20 protein-coding genes and 1 pseudogene are annotated in these 22,357 nt (G+C 32.9%); 17 read left to right on the top strand and 4 right to left on the bottom strand.

Going from position 1 to position 22,357, the window contains the following annotated elements; genetic code table 11:
* Positions 1-71 precede the first annotated feature (71 nt).
* Positions 72-257 (top strand): hypothetical protein, encoded by a 186-nt coding sequence (locus R9X47_RS03180; protein ID WP_432665253.1) that lies wholly within the window; start codon positions 72-74, stop codon positions 255-257.
* Positions 258-549: 292 nt separating this feature from the next.
* Positions 550-813 (top strand): hypothetical protein, encoded by a 264-nt coding sequence (locus R9X47_RS03175; protein ID WP_432665252.1) that lies wholly within the window; start codon positions 550-552, stop codon positions 811-813.
* 387 nt (positions 814-1,200) lie between these two features.
* Here the strand turns inward: R9X47_RS03175 and R9X47_RS03170 are convergent, their stop codons facing one another.
* Positions 1,201-1,698 (bottom strand): DUF2569 family protein, encoded by a 498-nt coding sequence (locus tag R9X47_RS03170; protein WP_432665250.1) that lies wholly within the window; start codon positions 1,696-1,698, stop codon positions 1,201-1,203.
* A 593-nt stretch (positions 1,699-2,291) separates the two neighbouring features.
* On the opposite strand from R9X47_RS03170, the gene R9X47_RS03165 reads away from it, so the two are divergent.
* The 5 genes and pseudogenes from R9X47_RS03165 (at position 2,292) to R9X47_RS03145 (ending at position 6,908) form a co-directional block, all read left to right on the top strand.
* Positions 2,292-2,456, top strand: coding sequence for a hypothetical protein (locus R9X47_RS03165; protein WP_432665249.1), 165 nt, complete (start codon positions 2,292-2,294; stop codon positions 2,454-2,456).
* 1,178 nt (positions 2,457-3,634) lie between these two features.
* Positions 3,635-4,462, top strand: coding sequence for a GNAT family N-acetyltransferase (locus R9X47_RS03160; protein ID WP_432665248.1), 828 nt, complete (start codon positions 3,635-3,637; stop codon positions 4,460-4,462).
* Positions 4,463-4,493: 31 nt separating this feature from the next.
* Positions 4,494-4,790, top strand: a pseudogene (locus R9X47_RS03155) (sigma-70 family RNA polymerase sigma factor); the annotation flags it as partial.
* Between the two features lie 318 nt (positions 4,791-5,108).
* Complete coding sequence (locus tag R9X47_RS03150) at positions 5,109-5,798, top strand: YetF domain-containing protein (protein ID WP_432665247.1); 690 nt, start codon at positions 5,109-5,111, stop codon at positions 5,796-5,798.
* A 21-nt stretch (positions 5,799-5,819) separates the two neighbouring features.
* Complete coding sequence (locus R9X47_RS03145) at positions 5,820-6,908, top strand: GerAB/ArcD/ProY family transporter (protein WP_432665246.1); 1,089 nt, start codon at positions 5,820-5,822, stop codon at positions 6,906-6,908.
* A gap of 271 nt (positions 6,909-7,179) precedes the next feature.
* Here R9X47_RS03145 and R9X47_RS03140 read toward each other — a convergent pair whose 3' ends face one another.
* From R9X47_RS03140 to R9X47_RS03130, 3 genes are all read right to left on the bottom strand, one after another.
* The gene (locus R9X47_RS03140) at positions 7,180-7,350 is read right to left on the bottom strand and encodes a hypothetical protein (RefSeq protein WP_432665245.1); all 171 of its coding nucleotides are present in this window, start codon (positions 7,348-7,350) and stop codon (positions 7,180-7,182) included.
* Positions 7,351-7,641: 291 nt separating this feature from the next.
* Complete coding sequence (locus R9X47_RS03135) at positions 7,642-9,318, bottom strand: multicopper oxidase domain-containing protein (RefSeq protein ID WP_432665244.1); 1,677 nt, start codon at positions 9,316-9,318, stop codon at positions 7,642-7,644.
* Between the two features lie 322 nt (positions 9,319-9,640).
* Positions 9,641-9,799, bottom strand: coding sequence for a hypothetical protein (locus tag R9X47_RS03130; protein ID WP_432665243.1), 159 nt, complete (start codon positions 9,797-9,799; stop codon positions 9,641-9,643).
* 1,238 nt (positions 9,800-11,037) lie between these two features.
* On the opposite strand from R9X47_RS03130, the gene R9X47_RS03125 reads away from it, so the two are divergent.
* The 10 genes from R9X47_RS03125 (at position 11,038) to R9X47_RS03080 (ending at position 22,324) form a co-directional block, all read left to right on the top strand.
* Positions 11,038-12,714, top strand: coding sequence for a GspE/PulE family protein (locus R9X47_RS03125; RefSeq protein WP_432665241.1), 1,677 nt, complete (start codon positions 11,038-11,040; stop codon positions 12,712-12,714).
* A 10-nt stretch (positions 12,715-12,724) separates the two neighbouring features.
* On the top strand, positions 12,725-13,780 hold the full coding sequence (locus R9X47_RS03120) for a type IV pilus twitching motility protein PilT (protein WP_432665240.1): 1,056 nt from the start codon (positions 12,725-12,727) through the stop codon (positions 13,778-13,780).
* A gap of 96 nt (positions 13,781-13,876) precedes the next feature.
* Positions 13,877-15,085, top strand: coding sequence for a type II secretion system F family protein (locus R9X47_RS03115; protein WP_432665239.1), 1,209 nt, complete (start codon positions 13,877-13,879; stop codon positions 15,083-15,085).
* 136 nt (positions 15,086-15,221) lie between these two features.
* A complete protein-coding gene (locus R9X47_RS03110) occupies positions 15,222-15,563 on the top strand; it encodes a type II secretion system protein (RefSeq protein ID WP_432665238.1) in 342 nt (113 codons plus the stop codon).
* Between the two features lie 18 nt (positions 15,564-15,581).
* A complete protein-coding gene (locus R9X47_RS03105; RefSeq protein WP_432665237.1) occupies positions 15,582-16,328 on the top strand; it encodes a prepilin peptidase in 747 nt (248 codons plus the stop codon).
* Between the two features lie 15 nt (positions 16,329-16,343).
* Entirely contained in the window at positions 16,344-17,402 is a 1,059-nt protein-coding gene (pilM, locus tag R9X47_RS03100) for a type IV pilus assembly protein PilM (protein WP_432665236.1), read from the top strand.
* A 10-nt stretch (positions 17,403-17,412) separates the two neighbouring features.
* Positions 17,413-17,985, top strand: a complete 573-nt coding sequence (locus R9X47_RS03095; protein ID WP_432665235.1) for a PilN domain-containing protein — start codon at positions 17,413-17,415, stop codon at positions 17,983-17,985.
* Positions 17,972-19,222, top strand: coding sequence for a hypothetical protein (locus R9X47_RS03090; RefSeq protein WP_432665234.1), 1,251 nt, complete (start codon positions 17,972-17,974; stop codon positions 19,220-19,222). The genes R9X47_RS03095 and R9X47_RS03090 overlap by 14 nt, the downstream gene beginning before the upstream one ends.
* Before the next feature lie 15 nt (positions 19,223-19,237).
* A complete protein-coding gene (locus R9X47_RS03085) occupies positions 19,238-19,972 on the top strand; it encodes a type IV pilus modification PilV family protein (RefSeq protein WP_432665233.1) in 735 nt (244 codons plus the stop codon).
* Between the two features lie 12 nt (positions 19,973-19,984).
* Positions 19,985-22,324: a hypothetical protein gene (locus R9X47_RS03080; RefSeq protein WP_432665232.1), complete on the top strand. Its 2,340-nt coding sequence runs from the start codon at positions 19,985-19,987 to the stop codon at positions 22,322-22,324.
* Positions 22,325-22,357: the final 33 nt, after the last annotated feature.

The following is a 22,357-nucleotide window of genomic DNA, read 5'->3' as shown; positions in this document are numbered from 1 at the left end:
TAAAATTGTTATATACCTATGAATAGTACAAACTAGATGTTTCATAGGATTACACAAAGGGGGTAGACAATATGAAAACTAAGTTAACTAATAGAAATGAGGTCTATGATGCTACATACTATTTTGAGAATACTATAGTTCATGTAGTTGCTCCTGGGCCAAAGACCCCGGAAGAAATTGATAAGATACTTGAGGAGCACCACAGAGTCGGTTGGGAGATATGGAAGGATATAATGAAGAAAGAAGGAAATCAATAGGGCAAGGGATGAAGGACGAAGCAGTCCTTTGGCATAGGACAAGCTAAAACGTAAGTAGCGCAGTAAGACTTTGAAACCTGGCAAAAATCACAACTGGCTCCTGCTAAAAAGCAGAAGCCATATATATAAATTTTATCGAGGGGCAACGTTAACCCAGATTATTCATGAGCAGTTTGAGGTTAATTATATTGTAACGAACAAATGTTAACTGGGTATTAATAAAATATTAATTAAACGTAAAAGAAAGTAGCTTTTTAAGTTATGATATTTAGCAGAATGGAGGACTAAGGGTATGATCAAACTAACAATAGAAATATCTAATAATGAAAAGAAGACTTTGATTGTTAGTTTAAAGAAGGAACTTATAAGGAAAGAAAAACGTTTAAAATATTATATGGATTATTCTGAAGATGAACTGGATGAAAAGATTGAATCAGATGATAGGGAAATAAGCTGTACAAGACGAAAAATCAAGGAAGATTTAGAAAAACAATTGAATAATATTAAATCTATACTTAGGAAACTAGACTACGAATTTGAGCTAGATTTAAAATAGGACCTAGTGAAAGGATAGAAAAACAAAAATCGTGCCATGTATTATCTGGACACGATTTTGAGTATATAAATGATAAGAAAACTTAAAATACCAATCAAAGGACTGTATCGAGCGATGTTTTCTTTGTATAAAGTATTTTTTCTCATGTTTTTTCCCTCCTTTGATTCTCTGAATGTATAAGAAATAGAAATTTTAAGATAATGCTATAAGTATACTAAACAATTATTGAGAATTATGTAAAAAGTTGTTGTCGTTTATAAAAAAAATCAATTTAAATTCTAGAGCAACTTTATATAGAATACGTGTTAAATAGAAAAGGTATTATCTTTAATAAGAGCTTTTTAGAGGCATCTTAAGAAGATAATACCTTTACATTATTTTAGAATGTTAACGAACAAAGGTCCCTTTAACACGTTTTGACATAGAAAAATATGCTATGACTGAAGAGATAACAATAATCTTGAGTAGAGGGTATAGCCAAACTAAGATGGTTCCTTGGTATGGTAAATCTACATCACTTAGGAAATTATGAAAATAGAATATAGCTACTGCAGCTATAGAGACGATTTGTAAACTGATAATTAACATAGGTGTTTTTTTTGACTTTATAAAAAAAGCTATCAAAGCAGATACTTGAAACAGAAAAATTAAGGATTTTAGTGAGAATACAATGAAAAAAGAATTTCTAAAATATGAAGAATCATTCGGTAGTATTTCAGATAACATATTCCAAAACTCAGGAACATACCAGTTTTTAAAGTAGGTAACAAGTGAGAATATATTAAGAAAAACAGATAGTGTAAGGATTATACCAAAAGGTATTAACCAGCCGCCGATAGAATTGTATAATTCATCGCTTCTATATTCAATATTACTATTAGTCATGAAAAATCCTCCTAGATATTGATAGGAAAAATGAAAAATATATTTATCGAGATTAAATACTGTAAGTTTTATTATATTATATATGTATATGGAATAAAAATCCAGTATAGGTGTAAAAAGTATTTACCGATAATAACCTAGGATTTGATGCGATTTATAGAAATGGGAAGATAGGACGTAACAAGATGTTTAACAAATAGCTGAAAAAAGTAAAGAAAAATTTGAAATGAAAAAAGAGAATAATCAAGATGCATTAAAGGGGGACTAAAATTACATCTTTTTTATTCTCTTTGATGTTTCATTAAGAGTATTAACAGATATAAGGAAAAGTATTCAGATTTTATTATAATTTTTTAAACATATATGACATATTGAGAAAACCGAGGTAGATAGGGGTTAGGAAACTAAATTTGATTTTTAACACATAGGAAATTATAAACTTTTGAAGCCTAGGATAACTTTATAATTTCCGTGAGAATCTTTATTAAAGACTTTGTTAAAAGAATTTTCAATGGACATACTATTAGTGAATTAATAAGGAACGTTAAATGGCTTAAAGTGATAAACCATATAAGAAAGGAGGATCTTTAAAGGTGAGCGACAATATTTGGGAAGCTGAGTATGATACGAGAAGATACTGGAGTAGGAAGATAGAAGACTTATGTAAAGAAAAGAATATGGAAATACCTGATATGGAAAATAAGTTTGCAAATAAACTAGAAAGTATATATTTAGGCATGATAAATCATGACAACTAGAGATATCGTTAAGGTTATGATATATAGATGTATGATTGAGAAGCTTAGCTTACTCAAATAGTCACTGAGAAATTTTTGACTCATTAGCTATTCAAGAACCTATTAATGGGCAGATTTTTCAAAGCGGAAATATTTGAATGTATTGCCCAGGAAATCGGGAATTTTCAACGGCTTTGCCGTGAAATTTGTCTTGAAAAGTATTAATAAATAGATATTTGTAAAAAGGACTAATCTCCTAAACTATTAGAATGTAAATCTATCTATAGAGATTACAGTCAAGGCTTTAATTTATACACATCAAAAATCCCTAGAACCATCGGCTATTTTAATATGTATAAATTAAGATTTACTTAGAACTCTCTATATATGACTTGACAAAAATAATACGGGGGACAGACATGCTTGAAGCTAGGTTTCCCATAGTATGTCTTAGTCCCTCTATCACACTTTCTATATTACAAAGCAATGAAGAACTTTGTAGTTGCATAAGGAAGTAATGTTTAAACTTATAGGTTGAAAACATTTAGAAAAAATTATTTACAATGTATGGCCAGATAATAATGCAGACCTGAGTAATGACTACTAAGGAAATAATTACTATATCAAATAATCCAAAGACCTTTTCTCTAATTCGTCTTAGTGCAATAATAATGATAAGAGAAATAGAAACAGTTGTACGCTGAAAATTGTCTAAATGAAAATACTCAAGTAGTATATACCAAAGTGGAAAGGTTAATAAAATTATTATGAAGGTTAAATGCTTTTTAATATGAATCACTCCCTTTTTCCTAATTAAACTAATAGATACAAACAAATTAATTTAAGGAATTGAGTACATTTACTTCTTAAACCCAAATTAATCATGAATAATTTGGGTTTAATACTGAAATTGAAAAAAATGTGCTTTATATATATATATTACGAGTAACGTTATTTATAACGTTGGACTATGAGGGCTGCTTGTATCAAAGTTACCTGTGCGTGAGATGACAATTAAAAATAACTGTAAAAAAAGTAAATGTATTAAGTTCAATTCATTTGAGGCATTTGAAAAAAGTGCTTTTTAGTGCTAAAAAATTAATGATGAAGAAATAGTATTATGTTATATAATAGTATATGGAGGTTGGATATGTGACTTTTGACAAGGTAGAGTTTTAGACTGATGGGGGATGGAGAATATGATATATGAGTTAAGTAAAGATAGGTATTATTCTATACATAGTTTGTTAGACAATACCATGGACAATATTGAAATAAAAGCAGTCATCGATGGGATAAACCCAGGATGGATTTTTGTAGATCGGGTAGAATCACCACGGAATGCTATGATTTGGTCCAGGGGAATTCAGGGTTTTTATTTTGTTGGAGAAAGTAATAATACACAATTTAACAATTATATTAATGACTTTATAGATAAAGAAATTGAACCAAGGGCTATTAAGGAAGGTCTAAATAGATTTGAATTTAGTGGAGAAACTGGGAAGTGGGATCCTGTCCTTGAAGAGATGTTTAAAAACAGAGAATTAAGTAAGTCGAGGCAGTATATATATAAGCTTGAATCTGCAGTGTGGGATTTTGATGATAGAAGGAAGCTAGATGAGGGCTTTATTCTCAGAGAATTTAATGAAGAAATGTTTAATGATCCAAATATAAAGAACTTGGAGTTTCTTTCTTCCGAGATTGAACGATGGTGGGATTCATATGAAGATTATTTAGAGAAGTCATTTGGATATTGCATTATTGCTGAGGATAAGGTTGTTAACTATTGTTTATGCAATTTCGTACATGAAGATACCCATACCATGGGAATTGAGACTCAAAAAGATTTTCGAAGGAAAGGTTTATCTCAAGCTACTACTGAAGCCTTTGTAGAGAATTGTATAAGGAACAATTTGAAACCATATTGGGAGTGTATGGAAAGTAATCTGGCATCTAGATCTCTAGCAGAAAAATTAGGCTTTACTAGGACTCACATTTATTCATTATACTCATTTCCCTTTAAATAGGAAGATACAGATATATTGTCGATAAACTGTTGATGGGAATGAAATATCACTTATAGATATTTTAGGTACCGATTGTGATTCTGTAATTGATGAAGTAGAATTAAAAATGCAGGTTAAAAACTTATACAGAAAAATGACAAATGTCTTGAAAAATCGTGAGAAAACAGTTATTGAGTTAAGATATGGCTTGGCCAATGGAGGCTGTAAAACTCAAAGAGAGATTGCAAAGCTGTTAGGCATATCTCGTTCTTACGTTTCAAGAATAGAAAAAAAAGCTTTAAGTAAGCTTAAAAAAGCATTCAACAATTTAAAGGAAGATCCTAAGTAATTAGGGTCTTATTAATTTTCATAAAAAAAGGACCCTCTTAGATGGCACTCTAAGAAGGTCAGCAATATAGAGAAAGTTTAATCTATATTATTATATCAGAAAATTAAGAATTATTTAAGGGGAATAATGTACAAAAAGCAAAACATATTTACTTATATTGACATATTAATAGTAAAAAAAAACTCCATTATGTTTAGTATCAATAGAACTGTAATATTTTTTCTCCTAAATCAAATACTAGTTTTAAATGAAAAAATCTGTGTAACAAGGTTTTTTTATGACTTTTAATAGTTGTAATACTAATTATTGGAGGGACATATGAACTCGACTATATTAGTGCCCCTAAAAGCACTGCTAGGTTTTTCAATACTGCTACTTATAACGAGATTTGTGGGAAAGAAACAATTAGGCCAGCTGACCTATCTTACATATATTACAGGAATCTCCATTGGGAACATGGCAGGAGATATGGTTGTTTATCGAAATGTTAAAGTTATGGATGCAGTTGTTGGTCTAGTGTCTTGGTCGCTTTTTGTATTTATATTTGAATATATAAGTCTGAAATCATCAAAGGTTAGAGCAATAGTTGATGGGGAACCTACTATTGTTATAAAGAAAGGGAGAATTATAGAGGAGTCCCTAGATTCTTTAAAACTAAATATAGGTGATTTAAAGATGCTTCTACGAAATAAGAATGTTTTCTCTATCAGAGAAGTAGACTATGCAATCTTAGAGCCCAATGGACAACTAAGTGTTTTAAAAAAGCCCGAAGAAGAGCTAGTAAATAAAAGAGATATGAAAATACCAGTAAACATACGTAAGTTTGTGCCTCTTTCTGTTATTCTCGATGGCAAAATAGTAGAAAAGAACATGAAGGAATTTGAGCTTAGCGAAGAATGGTTACAATGTCAGTTGCGGGTACTTGGGATAGACTCCGTAGAGAATGTTATCTATGCAGAGCTCCAAAGTGATGGTAGCCTTTATGTAAATGAAATGATGCAATCTTGAAAACCCTAGGAGGAAGTAATAGTGAACAAAGAAGTTGTTTCGGAGAAACAAGGGATAGCACTTCTTATCATGTTTATAATAGGCACATCTTCAATTGAAATAACAGGAATGGCTGCGGGGAAGGATACGTGGATAGCCATAATAACAGCAGTAATTTTGATGATTCCTATTATGTTGATGTACGAATATTTTCATCGGAATTTTCCAAACAAGGACTTGTACGACATAATAATGATGTGCTTTGGTAAATTTCTGGGAAAAATAATAATGATTTTGTATACATGGTACTTTTTTGATGAAGTAGCCTTAGTAACAAGAAACTATAGTAGTTTCGTTGTGACAGTGTCATTAGCTGAGACAAAGGTGATAGTAATTGAGATAGGAATTTTGATTTTATGTGGATGGATAGTAAAAAAGGGAATTGAAGTCACGGGGAGGTGTGCTCGACTTTGGACAGTTATGTTTATAATATTAATGACAATATCGATTTGTCTCGAACTTCCAAATATGAGTATAGTAAATATTCTTCCTGTATTAGAGAAGGGAATAAAACCAGTTATAGAGGGAATATTTAAGTCTATTGGATTTCCTTTCGGTCAGCTAATAGTTTTTATGATGATTTTTCCAAATGTACTAAAGAAAAAAAATTCTATAGTTTATATAAAAGGTTTCTTGATAGGTAGTGTAATATTATTTGTTATCTCATTAACTAATCTCCTAGTATTAGGGGTAGGAGCAAGTGCAAGTGCATACTATCCAACATATATAACCATTTCAAGGATAAGTGTAGGAAAAGTAATACAAAGAATAGAAATAGTGGCTGGAATAATACTAACACTGGGAGCATTTATCAAAATAAGTATTTTCTTAATGGCAGCATGTAAGGGGATTGCAAAAATATTTGAGTGTAATGATTATAAGTTTGCTGTAACTGTGATTACTTTATTGGCAATTAATCTAACCTATTTTGAATTTGGAAGTGTTATGGAATTATATGAATATGGTGACACATCATTACTATACTTTTCATTTGTATTTCAAATAGTCTTTCCGATTTTAATATGGATAACATCTATATTGAGGAAAAAGAAAATTAAGTTATTGTTATAATATTGCATGTAAAGGTTCAAAGTAAGATTGCTCATAAGAAAACTAAAAACATATAATTATTCCGGATTATTCATGAGAAATTCTAAATTACTTGTACCCTTTCAAACTTTTCATGTATAATCCGGAATTATTTTTGAACTTTCAATGAATGAGATGATTTTAATGCAAAAAATGGACAGCTTACGTAATGTACTTACATCAAAGACTGTCCTTTTTTGAGTATACTATGGAAATAGTAAAAGAGATATCTAATATCTCACTCCGCATTCAACTAATATGGTCGGCGTCGGCCTGGAGGTTCGGGTTCAGTTTGACCACCAAAGAGGTCACCTAATATGTTACCATTACTAAACAAGAAAAGGAGGAGGACTAGTAGCAAAAGATTATTACCATCTTTTCCTCCTAAACCACCAAGTAATCCATTCAAAAAATTATCAGACATATGTTCACCTCCAAGAATTAAAAAATCATTTTGGCTCATTAGTATAATATTCCGGAGCATAGTAATTTGTTAAAGTATAACGCTAAAAAAATTAAAATAATATAAAAAATAATAAAGAACAATAGCAACATAAAAAACATCTAAATAGGAATAAGGTGCTCCACAATGACGAATTTTAAAAATTGGAATTTCGTTCATTTTGAAACACCTTGAGACTGGAACTATAAAAAACTTTTATGAGATAAAACTATTTTCTAGAGGTTAAATTTTTAAGAAAAAGTTTTGAGTTGCTTAAAGATTTTCTAAATCCTTTAGAAAAGAATCGGATATTACAGATTCAATTGAATCTTCTAAAAGAGTATCTAGTTCATCTATATCTATATCAATTTTTTTCTGAGAAATCTGTGATAGTTCATTCTGAGTTTGCTGAATTTGAACATTATAGTCTTGAGTATTTTCATCGTATTCGTCTTGATAAATTTCCTCATCATATTCATCTACATCAAAATCTTCATGATGATCACATGACGAAGGGGCGTCTGTTTGAATATAGGTTAATTGGCCTCCTGGATACACTCCATTGTTTGTTACTTTGTAATCATCGTGGTTATGCATTGGATAAAATTGTGGGAAGAACTTATCATTATCTCCACAGCTTTGACACTGCATACAGATATCAACATAGTTTACAGTGTCAGGGTCAGGACACTTCACTGGGTCAGTAGGTATATTGAATATAGCCTCACTGTCGATTTTTTGTAATTCTCTCATCTGCTTACATAGAGACTGAAAACCATCTTGACCATTAACTATATAGTTTCTATATTGAGGTAGTTTGCTATCTGCTGTCAAAAGTAAATCATAAGTCTCTCCCGAGCCTATAGTAGCAGTAAAGCCTCTAGTTACAAATTTATTATTTAATCGAATTCTCTTTGCAGCTTGAGCTATGAATGGACTTAAATGTTGATCTTTTCCTATTTGAGTAAAATGCCATCCATGGATATGCCATGGAACAACTTGGTAACCCAAGTTAATCATCCTTAAAAGAAATTTATCGTTAGTTTTTACATGAACATAGGATTCATAATTAATCTGTGTAAGATTAGGATCACTATCCATACTAGGTGTCAAAGGATGAGGTAACAATGTATCTGGGAAAGCCCTTCCGTTAACAAGCCAGTAATCAGGTTTAAAGTTTACCGCATTAAAGTCTTGGTTTTTTAGAACACTGCTATGCCATACTGAATCGATATCTGATAAAAGCATAATGTTTTCTTCATCAAAGTATGTGTGTATGTTGTTGTAGGCAAAATTTCTATGGGTAGCAGTTTTCGGGATATTACGCAAGTATCTATCACCTAAGAACCAGCGACCATCCCAGTGTTGAGTAATACCAGCTTTTTTCAAACTTTTAACGGATGGATATATAATGAGTGCACCATACATACCCATCTGAACATGCTCTGAAGCTTCTATATGGCAGTGATACATTAGAGTTCCAGGATGCTCTGGATTAAAATAATATGTCGCTGCAGGCGGCTTTTCAAGTTTGCCTCCATCGTCAGCTCCCATCCACATAGGAACGCCCCAAGAAGTTTCAGGAAATCCATCTAGTTGAGTAGCAACATGGGCACCGTGTAAATGAACGGTATGGAAGTCTGGAAGATCAGGACGGTACTTCATACCTAGATTTATAAGGGTAATATAAAGTCTATCTCCAACATCAGCCCAAATTATTGGAGAAGGAATTGTTGCAGTACCCCTCAAATCCATAAGTTTTTTCCAGTTTTTAGGTTTTCTCCAGTCGAGGTATTCATTCTCCTTTACTATGTTACCATCTACTTCTAAAAGACCACCAATAAATCCCCAAGCGTAGATCGATTCTCTATTAGTAGTACATACTTCGGCATCCTTTGGAACATCAATGAAACCATCAGTAGCTAATAAGACATAATGTCGAACAGCCATTGAAAAAAATCCTCCTTTATATATAATTGTAAATCGGCATAGGCATAAAATTGGATACTTATACTACCTATCCTATTTCAATACATATATATGGACAATTGCAGAATGTGTGACGATTTTTAAGTTTAATTACTAGAAAAAATAAATTTTCGACAAGAATATAAAGATAGAGAACTGAGAAAAGCCTCAGGTCTCTATCTTTATTTCTTAATTTATATTAACATGAATAGATTAGCCTCGTTAGAATTAAGTATTTGACTCCTGACTTAAAGATATATATATATCAATTTTTTAAACTTACCAAGTTTAAATGGCTTTAAGCTCAACCACCACCCGTTGGTCCACCAAAGTTTCCAAGATTTCCAAGATCTCCAAATAGATTGCCACCGCCACCGAATAGAAAGAGTATTACTAGTAAAAGTAACAAATTATTGTCTTTACCCATGCCACCAAGTAATCCATTAAACAAATTATCAGACATTAATTCACCTCCCAAAGATTTCTAAATGTAACTCTGCTCAATAACATAATATTCTATAAAACTTCAATGTGTTAAAAGAAAAGGTATAGCACTTATAAAATAGTTTATGACAGGAAATAATTGTATGTTACAAAAAAGTTTAATAGGGTAAATATAGATTGCTACATAATTTAGAGTTAACTAAGATTTAGGTTAAAGCGAAAGGAGAAACATAATGGATTGTCCAATTTGCGGAGAAGAAATGGTAAGAAGAGGTGGCTGATGTAAAAGTTGTCCACGGTGTGGATATGAAGAATAAAAAAGTATTTAATTTCATATGTGTTATAAAAAATCTCGGAAGAATGCAAACGATGCATTTTCCCGAGATTTCTATTTTTTTTAAAACTAATTAAGAAATAAATTTCCCTATTCAAACCGATAAACCAAAAGAGAATCTTAAGCAAAGAAGCTATCAAATACATTTTGCTCTACAAAACCCTGTTAACAATTTTGTGTTGGAAGGGCAAAAGATTTTTTGGAACACTATCTAGTCCATTCTTTTCAGCTATTTTCCAAATGGCACAGTTTCTGAAATAAAACTTGCAAAAATTAGATTTCAATGCATCTGTATATGATTTTTCATACCTTACTGTTTCATTGATATATGAACACTTGGAAATGAAGTCGCATGTCTTCAATTACGATCATCCTTTCTTTTGTTAAATATACTACGTTTAAATATAATATTCATAAGTAAAAAAAATATGATTATAACTTCTAATTCTTAGACATCGTTAAAGTCATTTTCATTTCACTCTTAAATTTTAATATTTCACTCCGAAATTTATGCAATTGGGAAAATTTATCTAACAAGATAAAAAAACTGTGGTAAAATTCATAATATGGTAAGACATGTCATGGAAAGTAGTGGAAATAACAGATGTGTAGGGGAATTTTCCCTATTTTTTTTCTGAAATCTCGAGAAAAAATTAAGAAAAAAATAAGAAATTACTAAAAATTAGAAGGTAATATTAAATTTAGCTAGAATAGTAATTAATTACAATGCTTATTTGAATTAATTATGTATTTAAAAAATTAAATAAGCATTTAATAGGAAACAGAAGATACATAGCTAAATATGGACGCCTCATGCTATGTTGATGTAGTGGCGTAACCGGCTAACTATAAGACTAGTTTTATAGTTAGCTTTTTGTATCCGTATTTTACAGTTTTGGATAAAGAATAGTATAGGTGATTATATGAGAAATAGAAAAAGACTAGGAGATTTATTGATCGATGCCGGTATAATAACGTCGGATCAGCTTAGCCAGGCCCTTGGTATTCAAAAATCTTCAGGTGAAAAATTGGGAGAGGTTTTAACATCTAGTGGATTTGTTACTGAGGAACAAATTATTGAGGTCTTGGAGTTTCAACTAGGTATTCCTCACATGAATTTAGAAAAGCACTATATTGACCCTGAAATTCCAAACTTAATAAATGAAGATCTTGCAAGAAGACATTTATTGATACCGGTAAGCAAAAAAGGAAGACTTCTTAGGGTAGCAATGTCAGATCCATTAAACATTTTTGCCATCGATGACGTTAAGATTGCAACAGGTCTAGAAGTTGAGCCTATTATCTCAAGTAAGCGAGATATAGAGGGCGCTATTGATGAGTATTATGGGAAGCAAAATGCTGAAAAGGCCATAGAGGATTTCAAGAGACAATATAAGGTTGATGATATAGAGACCTTAGATGATGAGATACTCTATGAAATAAATAATGCTCCTGTGGTTAGACTGGTCAACTCTATTATAAAGCAGGCGGTAAAGTCAAAGGCAAGTGATATACATATTGAGCCCTTTGAAAACACCATCAGGGTTAGGTTTAGAATAGATGGCGACCTTCAGGAAATAATGACTCCAGCAAAATCTACCCACTCGGCCATAGTGACTAGAATAAAGATCATGGGAAAGATGAATATAGCCGAGAGAAGACTTCCACAGGATGGAAGGGTTGAAACCAATATTGACGGAAGGGATATAGATCTTCGTATATCATCACTTCCAACGGTTTATGGGGAAAAGATAGTAATCAGACTTTTAGATAGAAGCAGTTTTTTAATGTCAAAAAGTCAGCTTGGTTTTACTAAGTACAATTTAGGGCTTTTAGATAATATTGTACAAAATCCAAATGGAATTATTTTGGTTACTGGACCAACTGGAAGTGGTAAAACAACGACGCTATATACTTTGCTTAGAGAGCTTAATAGAGTCGACAGAAATATTATAACAGTAGAAGATCCCGTTGAGTATCGATTAAATGGTATAAATCAAGTCGCTGTAAATGTAAAGGCAGGGCTGGCCTTTGCAAATGCACTAAGGTCTATATTGAGACAAGACCCTGATATCATAATGATTGGGGAGATAAGAGATAGTGAAACAGCGAAGATAGCTGTTAGGGCAGCTATTACAGGCCATCTTGTTTTGAGTACCATGCATACAAACAATACTGCAGCTACCGTTGCAAGGCTTACTGATATGGGAATCGAACCATACTTAGTATCTTCATCAGTGGTAGGGGTAGTAGCACAGCGTCTGGTACGTAAGATATGTAATGACTGCAAAGAGAAATACACTCCAAACGAAATGGAAAAGAAGGCTTTAGAAGTTAACGAAGGTGTTGAAATATACAGAGGTAAGGGATGCATACATTGTAACAACACTGGCTATAAGGGTAGAATTGCTATCCATGAAGTAATGCCAATAGTAAAGGAATTGCGTATGCAGATAGACAGAAGCGAAAGTGTTGACAAACTCCGGGAAACAGCAAGAAAACATGGGACAAGCAATCTTAGAGATAATTGTAGGGAACTTGTACTGGAGGGAGTCACTACAATCGAAGAACTGTTTAGAGTAACCTATAGTTTAGATTAGGAGGTATAGAATGAATTTAGATGATCTTTTAAGAAAATCCAATGAGTTTAGAGCTTCTGATCTACATTTGACCGTAGGAATACCGCCGATTATGAGGGTATTTGGAGATTTAAGAAAGCTTGGGGATACTCCATTGAAGCCCGAGGATACAGAGGTATTGATAAAACAACTTTTAAATGAAAAACAGCTGAAGGTCTTAGAGGAAAAGGGAGAGATAGATGTATCTTATTCTCAGCGTAGCCTAGGAAGATTTAGAGTAAATGCCTATAGACAAAGGGGAAGCTATGGGATTGCAATAAGGATCGTAGCACTGAGAATACCATCTATGGAGGAACTTGGATTGCCGCCGGTAGTAAGGGAACTTGCTCTTAAAAAGCGTGGACTCGTACTGGTTACCGGGCCAACGGGAAGTGGAAAGTCCACTACACTGGCATCTATGATAGATTTTATAAATCACGATAGAAGCTGTCACATATTAACCCTAGAGGATCCAATAGAATATCTTCACAAACATAACAAGAGCATAGTGAATCAGAGGGAAATTGGTAATGACTCAGGAAGCTTTTCAAATGCCCTGAGATCGGCATTGAGACAGGATCCAGATGTAATATTGGTAGGAGAGATGAGGGATTTAGAGACTATATCCATTGCAATAACGGCTGCAGAAACAGGACATCTTGTATTATCTACATTACATACAATAGGCTCTGCAAAGACAATAGACAGAATAATAGATGTCTTTCCACCCTACCAGCAACAGCAGATAAGGATACAGCTATCAACGGTTTTAGAAGGGGTTATATCTCAGCAACTATTACCGAGGCATGATGAAGGTGGCAGAATAGCAGCAATGGAAGTAATGGTTGGTACAACTGCAATAAGAAATCTCATAAGGGAAGGAAAAACCCATCAGATCCAAAGCTTGGTTCAAACTGGATCAAAGTTTGGTATGAAGACCATGGACAGCTCGATAAGTGAACTTGTAAGAAGAGGAAATATATCAATGGAAACAGCAACTTCCTATGCAGTTGACAGAAATATGATAGATAGATACATGGGTGTATAGGTCTGTAAAATTGATATTGCTTTATTTACTATAACAGTTAATCAATGTTCATTTTAAAGAAAAATAGAATCTGGAATAAACCGAAGGGGGGAACGCATGCCCGAATTTAAATATGAAGCTTTAAGGAGCACTGGGGAGAAGTTAAAGGGGAATTATGAAGCTGAAAGTAAGAATCATGTTTTAATTATGCTTAAGGAAAAGAATCTATACCCTCTAAAGGTGGAAGAGGTTGTTAAGGGGACAGAAATTGGAGTTAAGATATTTGGAAGGGTAAAGACAAAGGATATAGCAGTGTTTTGTCGACAATTCCATGTGATGCTTAATGCAGGGGTTTCACTAATAAAATGTCTTGATATATTGAGGTTTCAAACCGATAATAAAAAGCTTAAGAAGGTACTGGAAGAAGTATATGAAGAGGTACAAAAAGGACTGACGTTTTCCGAGGCATTAAAGAATCAAAGAAGTACTTTCCCGGATTTATTGATTCACATGGTTGAGGCAGGTGAGGTAAGTGGTACCCTAGATGTCATTATGGAGAGGATGGCAGTTCACTTTGAAAAGGAAAACAAGATACAAAATAAAGTCAAGGGGGCTATGATCTACCCAATAATCTTAAGTACAGTATCTGTCTTGGTAGTAGTATTCCTTTTAACATTTGTAATGCCAACATTTGTAGGTATGTTTACCACTAGTGGAGTAGAGCTTCCACTGCCGACCAAAATACTACTGATTATAAGTAATATGATGAAAAAGGTTTGGTACCTATTGATACTTGTTTTGTTTATGGGCATTTATGGTATAAAGAAATATATGGCAACAGATAGAGGAAGTTTCTTTATTGATCATATCAAAATGAAAATTCCGGTGGTAAAAGGAACAACGCAAAGGGTTGTAACTTCAAGATTTACAAGGACTATGTCTACTTTATTAGTCAGTGGCATTCCTTTAATACAGGCAATAGAGATTGTATCAAAGATAGTTCAAAATAAGATTGTTGAAAAAGGACTTTTAGATGTTAAGGAAGAGGTTAAGAAGGGAATTGAACTAGCAACACCAATTGATAGAATAGGGTTTTTTCCTCCCATGGTTGTGTCAATGATAAAAATCGGCGAGGAATCTGGATCACTAGATGAAATACTTGACAAAACAGCAAACTTTTATGATGAAGAGGTTGAGGTTGCTATGCATAAGATGGTAACAATGTTAGAACCACTTATGATAGTTTTTATGGCAGTCATCATTGGAGCAATAGTTATTGCTATGGTGCTTCCGATGTTTGATATGATAAATACAGTTAATCTTTAAGTTGAATATAGATATGTGATTGCAAAACTTAGGTTGCAAATCTATATAGGCAAAAGAAGGGGGGCAATAAAGTAAAGAATATTTGATTAGATTAACATTAGGAACAATTTATATGAAAAATTAGGGAGGGAACATTATGTTTAAAGAAATTCATAAGAGACTTAGAAATAGGAACGGTTTCACATTAGTTGAACTTGTTGTTGTTATTGCAATTATAGGTATTTTAGTTGCAATTGCTATACCAAGGATAGGTGGGTTTAGGGATGATGCTGTGGATCTACAAACTGATGCACATGAAAGACTAGTAAGAAGTGCAGCAGCTATGTGGGTTGCAGCGAATGGATATCCAAGTAGTGATACTACCTGGAGTGCAACTGATGGTAAATCTGATTGGAACGATTATTTAGATGAATGGCCATCAGGTATTACCTCAATAGAAATTGAAACTGATGGAGATGTTAATGTAACAAAACCATAATACTAGGAGCGATAAGTGTTGGAATATCTAGTTTTAGCAATAAGCTTATCAATGGGTTCCTTCTTAAACGTATGCATATACCGCATACCTAAAGGAAAGTCAATCTCATATCCACCTTCACACTGCCCGAAGTGTGAAAATAGATTGAAACCATTAGATTTAATACCAATATTAAGCTACATAATAGGAAGAGGAAAATGCAGATACTGTGGGGAGGGGATTTCCCCGCAGTATCCAATTGTTGAATTTTTAAATGGTTTTATTTATGTATTAATATATTTAAAATTTGGTTTAACAGTATACTTTTTTAAGTACGCTATTTTGTCGAGTCTCTTAATTGTGATTTCTTTTATAGACTTTAAATATCAAATTATACCAGACCGACTGAATATATTTTGCCTAAGTATAGGTATTGTCTTTATTATATTAAACCTTAATAGGACTAGCCTTGTAAATAGTACTATAGGTCTATTTATTGGTGGAGGACTATTTTTAGTCATAGCAATAGCCACAAAAGGAGCTATGGGTGGTGGAGATATTAAGCTCATGGGAGCTCTAGGCCTTTGCCTAGGATGGCGAGATATACTCCTTATATCTTTATTATCCTTTGTTATAGGAGCAATAGTATCGGTGATTCTACTAGCTTCTAAAATAAAAGGAAGAAAGGATTATATTCCCTTTGGACCATTTATCGCCATTGCTGCTGTTGTTACGATGCTATATGGTGATCAGTTGATACAGATGTATATAGGAATGTGGCTGTAGAAAGAGGTGAAAGACTTGTATTCAAAAAGAGTATTATCAATAGATATAGGAACATCAGATATAAAAATTGTAGTTGGTAAACAATTAAAGAAGGCGATCCTAGTTGAAAAACTATACAAGATTCCTACTCCTGCAAATTCCTATCAGGATGGGGAACTAGTTATGCTAGAGAAGATAGAGAAGGCTGTAAGGGAACTACTAGTTGCTGAGAAAATAAAGGCTAAGAAGGCTATATGTACTATATCAAGCTCATCTGTTATTACCAGGGAGATTGTAGTTCCGAGTGCTAAACCGAAGGAACTTAAAAATTTAGTACACTTTGAAATACAGCAGTATCTTCCGATTATAATTGAGGACCATCTGATTGAATTTAAGATTATAGAAGAATTTTTTGATGAAGCTGTTAAAAAAGTAAGGATACTTGCCGCTATACTGCCAAAGAAGATGTCTGTCGACTATCTGAAGTTGCTAAGTAACCTAAAGCTACAGCCCGTTGCCCTTGATATTCATGATAATGCGATTTCAAAGATATTTGACGGAAAGGTAAATTTGAATGGTGAAAGATCCAGTTTAGATAAGACTGTTGCAGTTATAGATTTAGGTCATTCTCATATAAACCTAATTATAATCGATAGAGGAGTTCAAAGATTCAGTAGGATTATTCCAAAGGGTGGTAAGAATATCAATATCAATATAGCCAACTCCTTCAATCTTGCTGTAAATGAAGCAGAAGAAAAGAAAATCGAACACGTTGATCTTGAAAACTTTAAAAGCGACCTATCATCATATGACATGATAAATGAGCTTATAAGATCAAACATTGACACATGGATAGAAGAAATACAGAGGATATTTAAATACTACACAAGTAGAAATATGGGAAATAAAATTGATGAGATATACATATACGGAGGAAACTCAAAAATTAAAGGTATAGCGAAATTCTTTAATACCATGTTGAATATACCTACCTTTAGGGTTGAAGAAATCAGCAACATAAAATTAGCAAAGAAACTAGAAGCTATGGACTTAGATTATTACTTAAATGCCGTGGCAGGTATTATGAGAAGGTAGGTGGCTTATAATGAAGGATTTCAATTTTTTTTCATCCTTTATTGAAACAAAAAAGACTTCACAATATAAATATGCAATTTATGGAGTTATCTTAGCGTTAATTGTAGTTGGTTTAGGAAGTTTCAATTACATAAATTTTTTGAAAGCTAAGGAACTTGAAAAGGATGCAATGAATCTAAAAGAATATTTAAATTCACAGGAAGTAACTGAAAAGTTAAAAGAGGTTGAAAAAAAGAAAAAAGATATTGCCATAATGGAGAAATACTATACTACTCTAGAAGAAATCAATATAAACATAGATAGCATAGATGTTGTAAAAAGCGGTCTTATGGAAGAGATATCTGCTACAATTCCTAAGGACTTGTTTATAAGGAATATGATACTAAGCTATGAGGGAATGCAATTGCAGGGGATATCTAAAAAGCGATTACCTATAGCTGAGTTTGAACATAATTTGAAAAAACTAGATATATTTAATAAGGTACATGTTACTTCCATTAACCAAGAATCCGAAGATAGTGATAATTACATGTTTACTATGATATTTACATTTAAGGACGTGAGTAAAAATGAAGCTAACTAAACGTGAAAAAATCTTACTACTATCCTTAGGTGTATTGATATTGATAGTAGGTTACTATAAGTTTATTTTGGCGCCACAGCTAGTTAGGATTAAAGAATTGAAGGCAGAGGTTGAGGATTATAGCAAGAAGGCTCAGAAAGCAAAGATTGCTGTCTCGCCAAATAATAAAATACATAAAGACTTTAAAATTATGAATTCAAAAATAATCTATGGTAGTCAAAGGTTATTTCCAAGGATTATACAAGAAAAGTACATTACAATAATAGATGAGATGGCTGAAAAAGCTAATATTAAAGTTTCAAGTATTGGATTCACCAATGAAGAAATAAACCGGATAGAAACAAGAAAAATGGAAGATGGTAATCAGATGTATCATCTTAAGCAACTAGTAGAAGAGTACCATGGTGAGTTCAATGTTTCAAGCAATAGTGAAAAGGATTCTGGAGAAAAAAGTAATGAAAATAAAGAGAATAGTAATTCATCGGAAGAGGATTTGAAGACTCAGCTGGAGACAATGACTGCTACTATTAACTTTGAAGGAAAATATGAAAATATAATAGCCTTTATAAAAAGCGTAGAAGCCTTGGACAAGAAGATTATTGTTAAAAATCTCAGCTTATCAAACCCAGAAGAGGGACCTATGGTGGGGAATATCCTTTTAGACTTCTATGCTGTAAGGAAACTAAAACCTAGTGATCAAGATGAAAGTTATTTGAAGTGGGATATTGAGGATGAATATGGGAGAGAAAATCCATTCAACCCCTTTAGTGGATATGTTGGAACAGATAATAATGATTCTAAAACTGCCAGTAGAGAAAGATATGACTTCATTATGACTGTGAAGCCAATTACATCAGACTTACCAACAATAATTATTGGAAAGACAAAGGATACGGCAATGAGGAGTTATGTATACGCCGATAATCCAAGCTTTGAGGATGTAGAGTTTCAGATACTACAAGAGGGAGATAAGTACTATTACAAATATAAAACTAAATCCGATAGCTACCCTGAGGATTATGATGGGAATAGGGTAGAATTTAAGCCAAATGGCAAAGAGTTGAAGCTTAATATAATATCCCATGAAAGAAATAGTAAAGATGATAATAGTGGCGTGAATATGGCCCTAATTAACAAGTCTAATCTACGTTTAAGCGTTAAGATTGATTATGATGATAGTAAAAAGTCAAGGGTAAATATCTTAAAGAAGATTGGGAATATATCCGTAAAGAGATAAGCTGGGGGAATCAAGATGCAAGTACTTAAGGAGAACAAGGGGATAACTTTAATAGAGATCATAGTAAGCATAGCTATATTGGGGATTATCGTAACACCTTTGGGTTCACTGTTTGTATCTAGTGTTAGAAATAATTCATTTGCTAAGGAAAAGATGATAGCTAACCAAGTAGCTCAGAGCTATATGGAAAAATTTATGGCTGATACGATTAGTTATATTGATCCCGATACCAACACAGGATATGTATCAGATACAGATTCAAATAGTGGCATGACTGTAGAAGTTGCAATTAATGAGTTTAATGAAGAGGATTCATATGAAAACTCAACTGGACAGAGTATAGAGTATAACTATAGTGCTAATGCATCTGAAATAGATGATACGAATAATACCTTAATTATAGAGAGTGATGGGACTGTTAAGCTTAGTTCTAAGCTGCTTAGCCTAATTTCTAGTGATTCTATAGAAACAGGAATAAATATTGAAATGAAGTGTAACGCAAGTACGGATAAAGAATTAAAAGTTTCAAATGAGTCGGGTAAAAGGGTAAATATTTTTAAGGTAAAGTCATCATCGGGAGGAAAGGTAGTTACTATTGATACAGAGAGTGGAGAAGTATATACCTATCAAAATGTTTATGACGAGTCCGTAGTGAATGAAAAGAAAAACAGAGTATATAAAATCAAAATAATTGTTAAAAAGGGAAGTAAAACGATAACGGAGTTGGCTAGTTTTAAAACTATTGATTAAGGAGTGCCTCAGATGCTAAAAAGAATTTTAAAATCTAAAAGGGGATCGACACTTTTGCTAGTGCTAGTTACCCTTTCTATCTTAAGTATTTTAGGAACTGCTATCATATCATTAAGTGTCATAAATTATAAAATGAAAATAGTAGATAAAAATATAAAGACATCCTTTTATCTTGCAGAGGCCGGTCTAGAGGAAGCATATGCAGTAATTGGTAAGGAGATAGAAGCGGGAATTGAATCAGGAAATACTGAGGTGAAAAATAATCTGAGTGACTTCATTAGGAGAGAGAGAGCAAAAGAAGCATTTGATCCTCCAGAAGATACAGAGTTAGACGATAGTGTATTTATTATCGGAAATCACGGCTATGGTGAGGTGAATGAGGAAAAGATTAAACCCCTCATGGAAGAATGGTTCCGATTAGGTTTTTCAAAATACATGAATGATAATCTGCAAGCCAATCTAGAGATTAAGAATGATAACGATGAATATGGTATTGTAGATGGTTCGATTGATGATGATAACGCTGGGGTTAAGGTAGAAGATGCTGTTGAATTTAAAATAGAGAACGATTCAATCAGTGTAGACTCAAATGGAAGACCTTCTGATGCAGTCGAAATGGATAATAAGACAGATGAACCAATTCCTTATGAAATAACGCTACTATCTAGTTTTGAGCATGAAAAGATCACGAAGAAGGTAAAGGGACGTTTTTCGATTAAAATACCAAAGTATAATGCCTCTTATTATGTTAAAAATGTAAAGGCAAAGCTGGCCGAAAATATTCTATGGAAAAAGGCAATAACAACAGAGAATAATCTATATGTAACAGGAGAAAATGTTGAGGTTAACGGTGATATATATGCATATGGAACTATACCTACGGATAAAAAGGATTCAAGAAATTATGGTGGGGTAGTTGTAGGTGATAAAGATAGGAAAATAAATGGCAAAGTTACTATTAATGGAGATGTGGTAACTAATAGCTATTTACATACAAATGCAGACAATTCTTCAATAAATATTAATGGTAATGTTTATTGTAACAGCTTAGTTATCCAAGATGGAACTTCAGGGAGCACCATTACAGTAGGAAGCACATCAGACGATGATTATTCCGTGAATACAGCCGATGACATAGAATTAAATGGTGAAAAGGCAAGGATTGAAATCAATGGAAGCTACTATGGGTTTTCAGATGGGAGAAATAGCGATACAGCCCATCATGAAAGTAGTAGTATTGTTATAAATAGTGAAGATATTGGAACAGAGTCCTTCCTAAAAGTCACAAAGGAGATCTTTATGGGGGGAACGGTGTATATCAATTTACCTATCGAAGACTATCAAACGGGCGAGAGTGTTTCTATAAAAGGAAACTATAAGGCCTATTCTGAAGTTTTAAGTGGTATCGATGATGATCTAGACACACCAGAAGAAGATGAGAGTAAATATAATAATCTTGAGCCTGAAATCTTTCAACCCCTTGTGTTAGTAAATAAACTCAAGGATGAGACAAAGACAGAAATGAACGCTATTGAAAAGAGCAAGTATTTCTATTATTATAACCAAGCCCATTCAGAAGCTGACGATCCCGAAAGACTTCAACTTGGAGGGAGTTCAGGTATAGACATTAATACAAATGATGGCCATGTACTATTTTCCACGGGAGCGTATTTAAGTAATGGAGTGATTTATCCCAGTAAGCCCTTTGTAGACAATGATTACATGTTTAATACAAAGAGCGAAGAGTATGAAAAGCATGTCAATAACATGTCCGATGAAATCGAATCAGATACGGGTAAGAAGGTACATATTCGTGATGCTGATGGTGCTCAATATGGAAGGTTCTCGTTTGATGAAAATATTTATATAAATGAAGATCTTAAAATCGGAGAAGGGGTAGCAGAAAAGATTATTAAAGAAGTCGTTTTTATAAACGACGATGCTAACAAAGATCTATATATTATTGGTCAGTATGGAGACTCATCAGGGATAGGAAATGATGATGAAAAAATTGATATTTCCTCTGCTAATATAGGAGGTTTAAAGGGGATTATTGTTACAAAGGGAAAAGTGTACTTAAGGGGTAGACTAAGCTATAGAGGAACGATTTCAGCCGTGGGCAATATCTATATAGAAGATGATAATATTAAAACTATAACCAATGATGAAAACTATATTTATAAGACGGTTTATGAAGATAAAATAGAGGATTCTGGGAGCTTAGCTAATCAATTTGTCAATAATGGAGATGAAGTTAGCTTTCTGTATGAATCTGAAGCAGGGGCAGATGATCTAAATTCCTATCTTAAATATGAAGACGTTGTGGATGTTTACTGGGAAAGAGTTAAATAGTTAAAGCTGATGATCATAGGAAGGGTGCTGTTG

Source organism: Wukongibacter baidiensis (assembly GCF_050888315.1).
Lineage (GTDB): Bacteria > Bacillota > Clostridia > Peptostreptococcales > Caminicellaceae > Wukongibacter > Wukongibacter baidiensis.
Note: the sequence above shows the minus strand (reverse complement) of the source record. Positions and strands in the feature narration are given on the sequence as shown.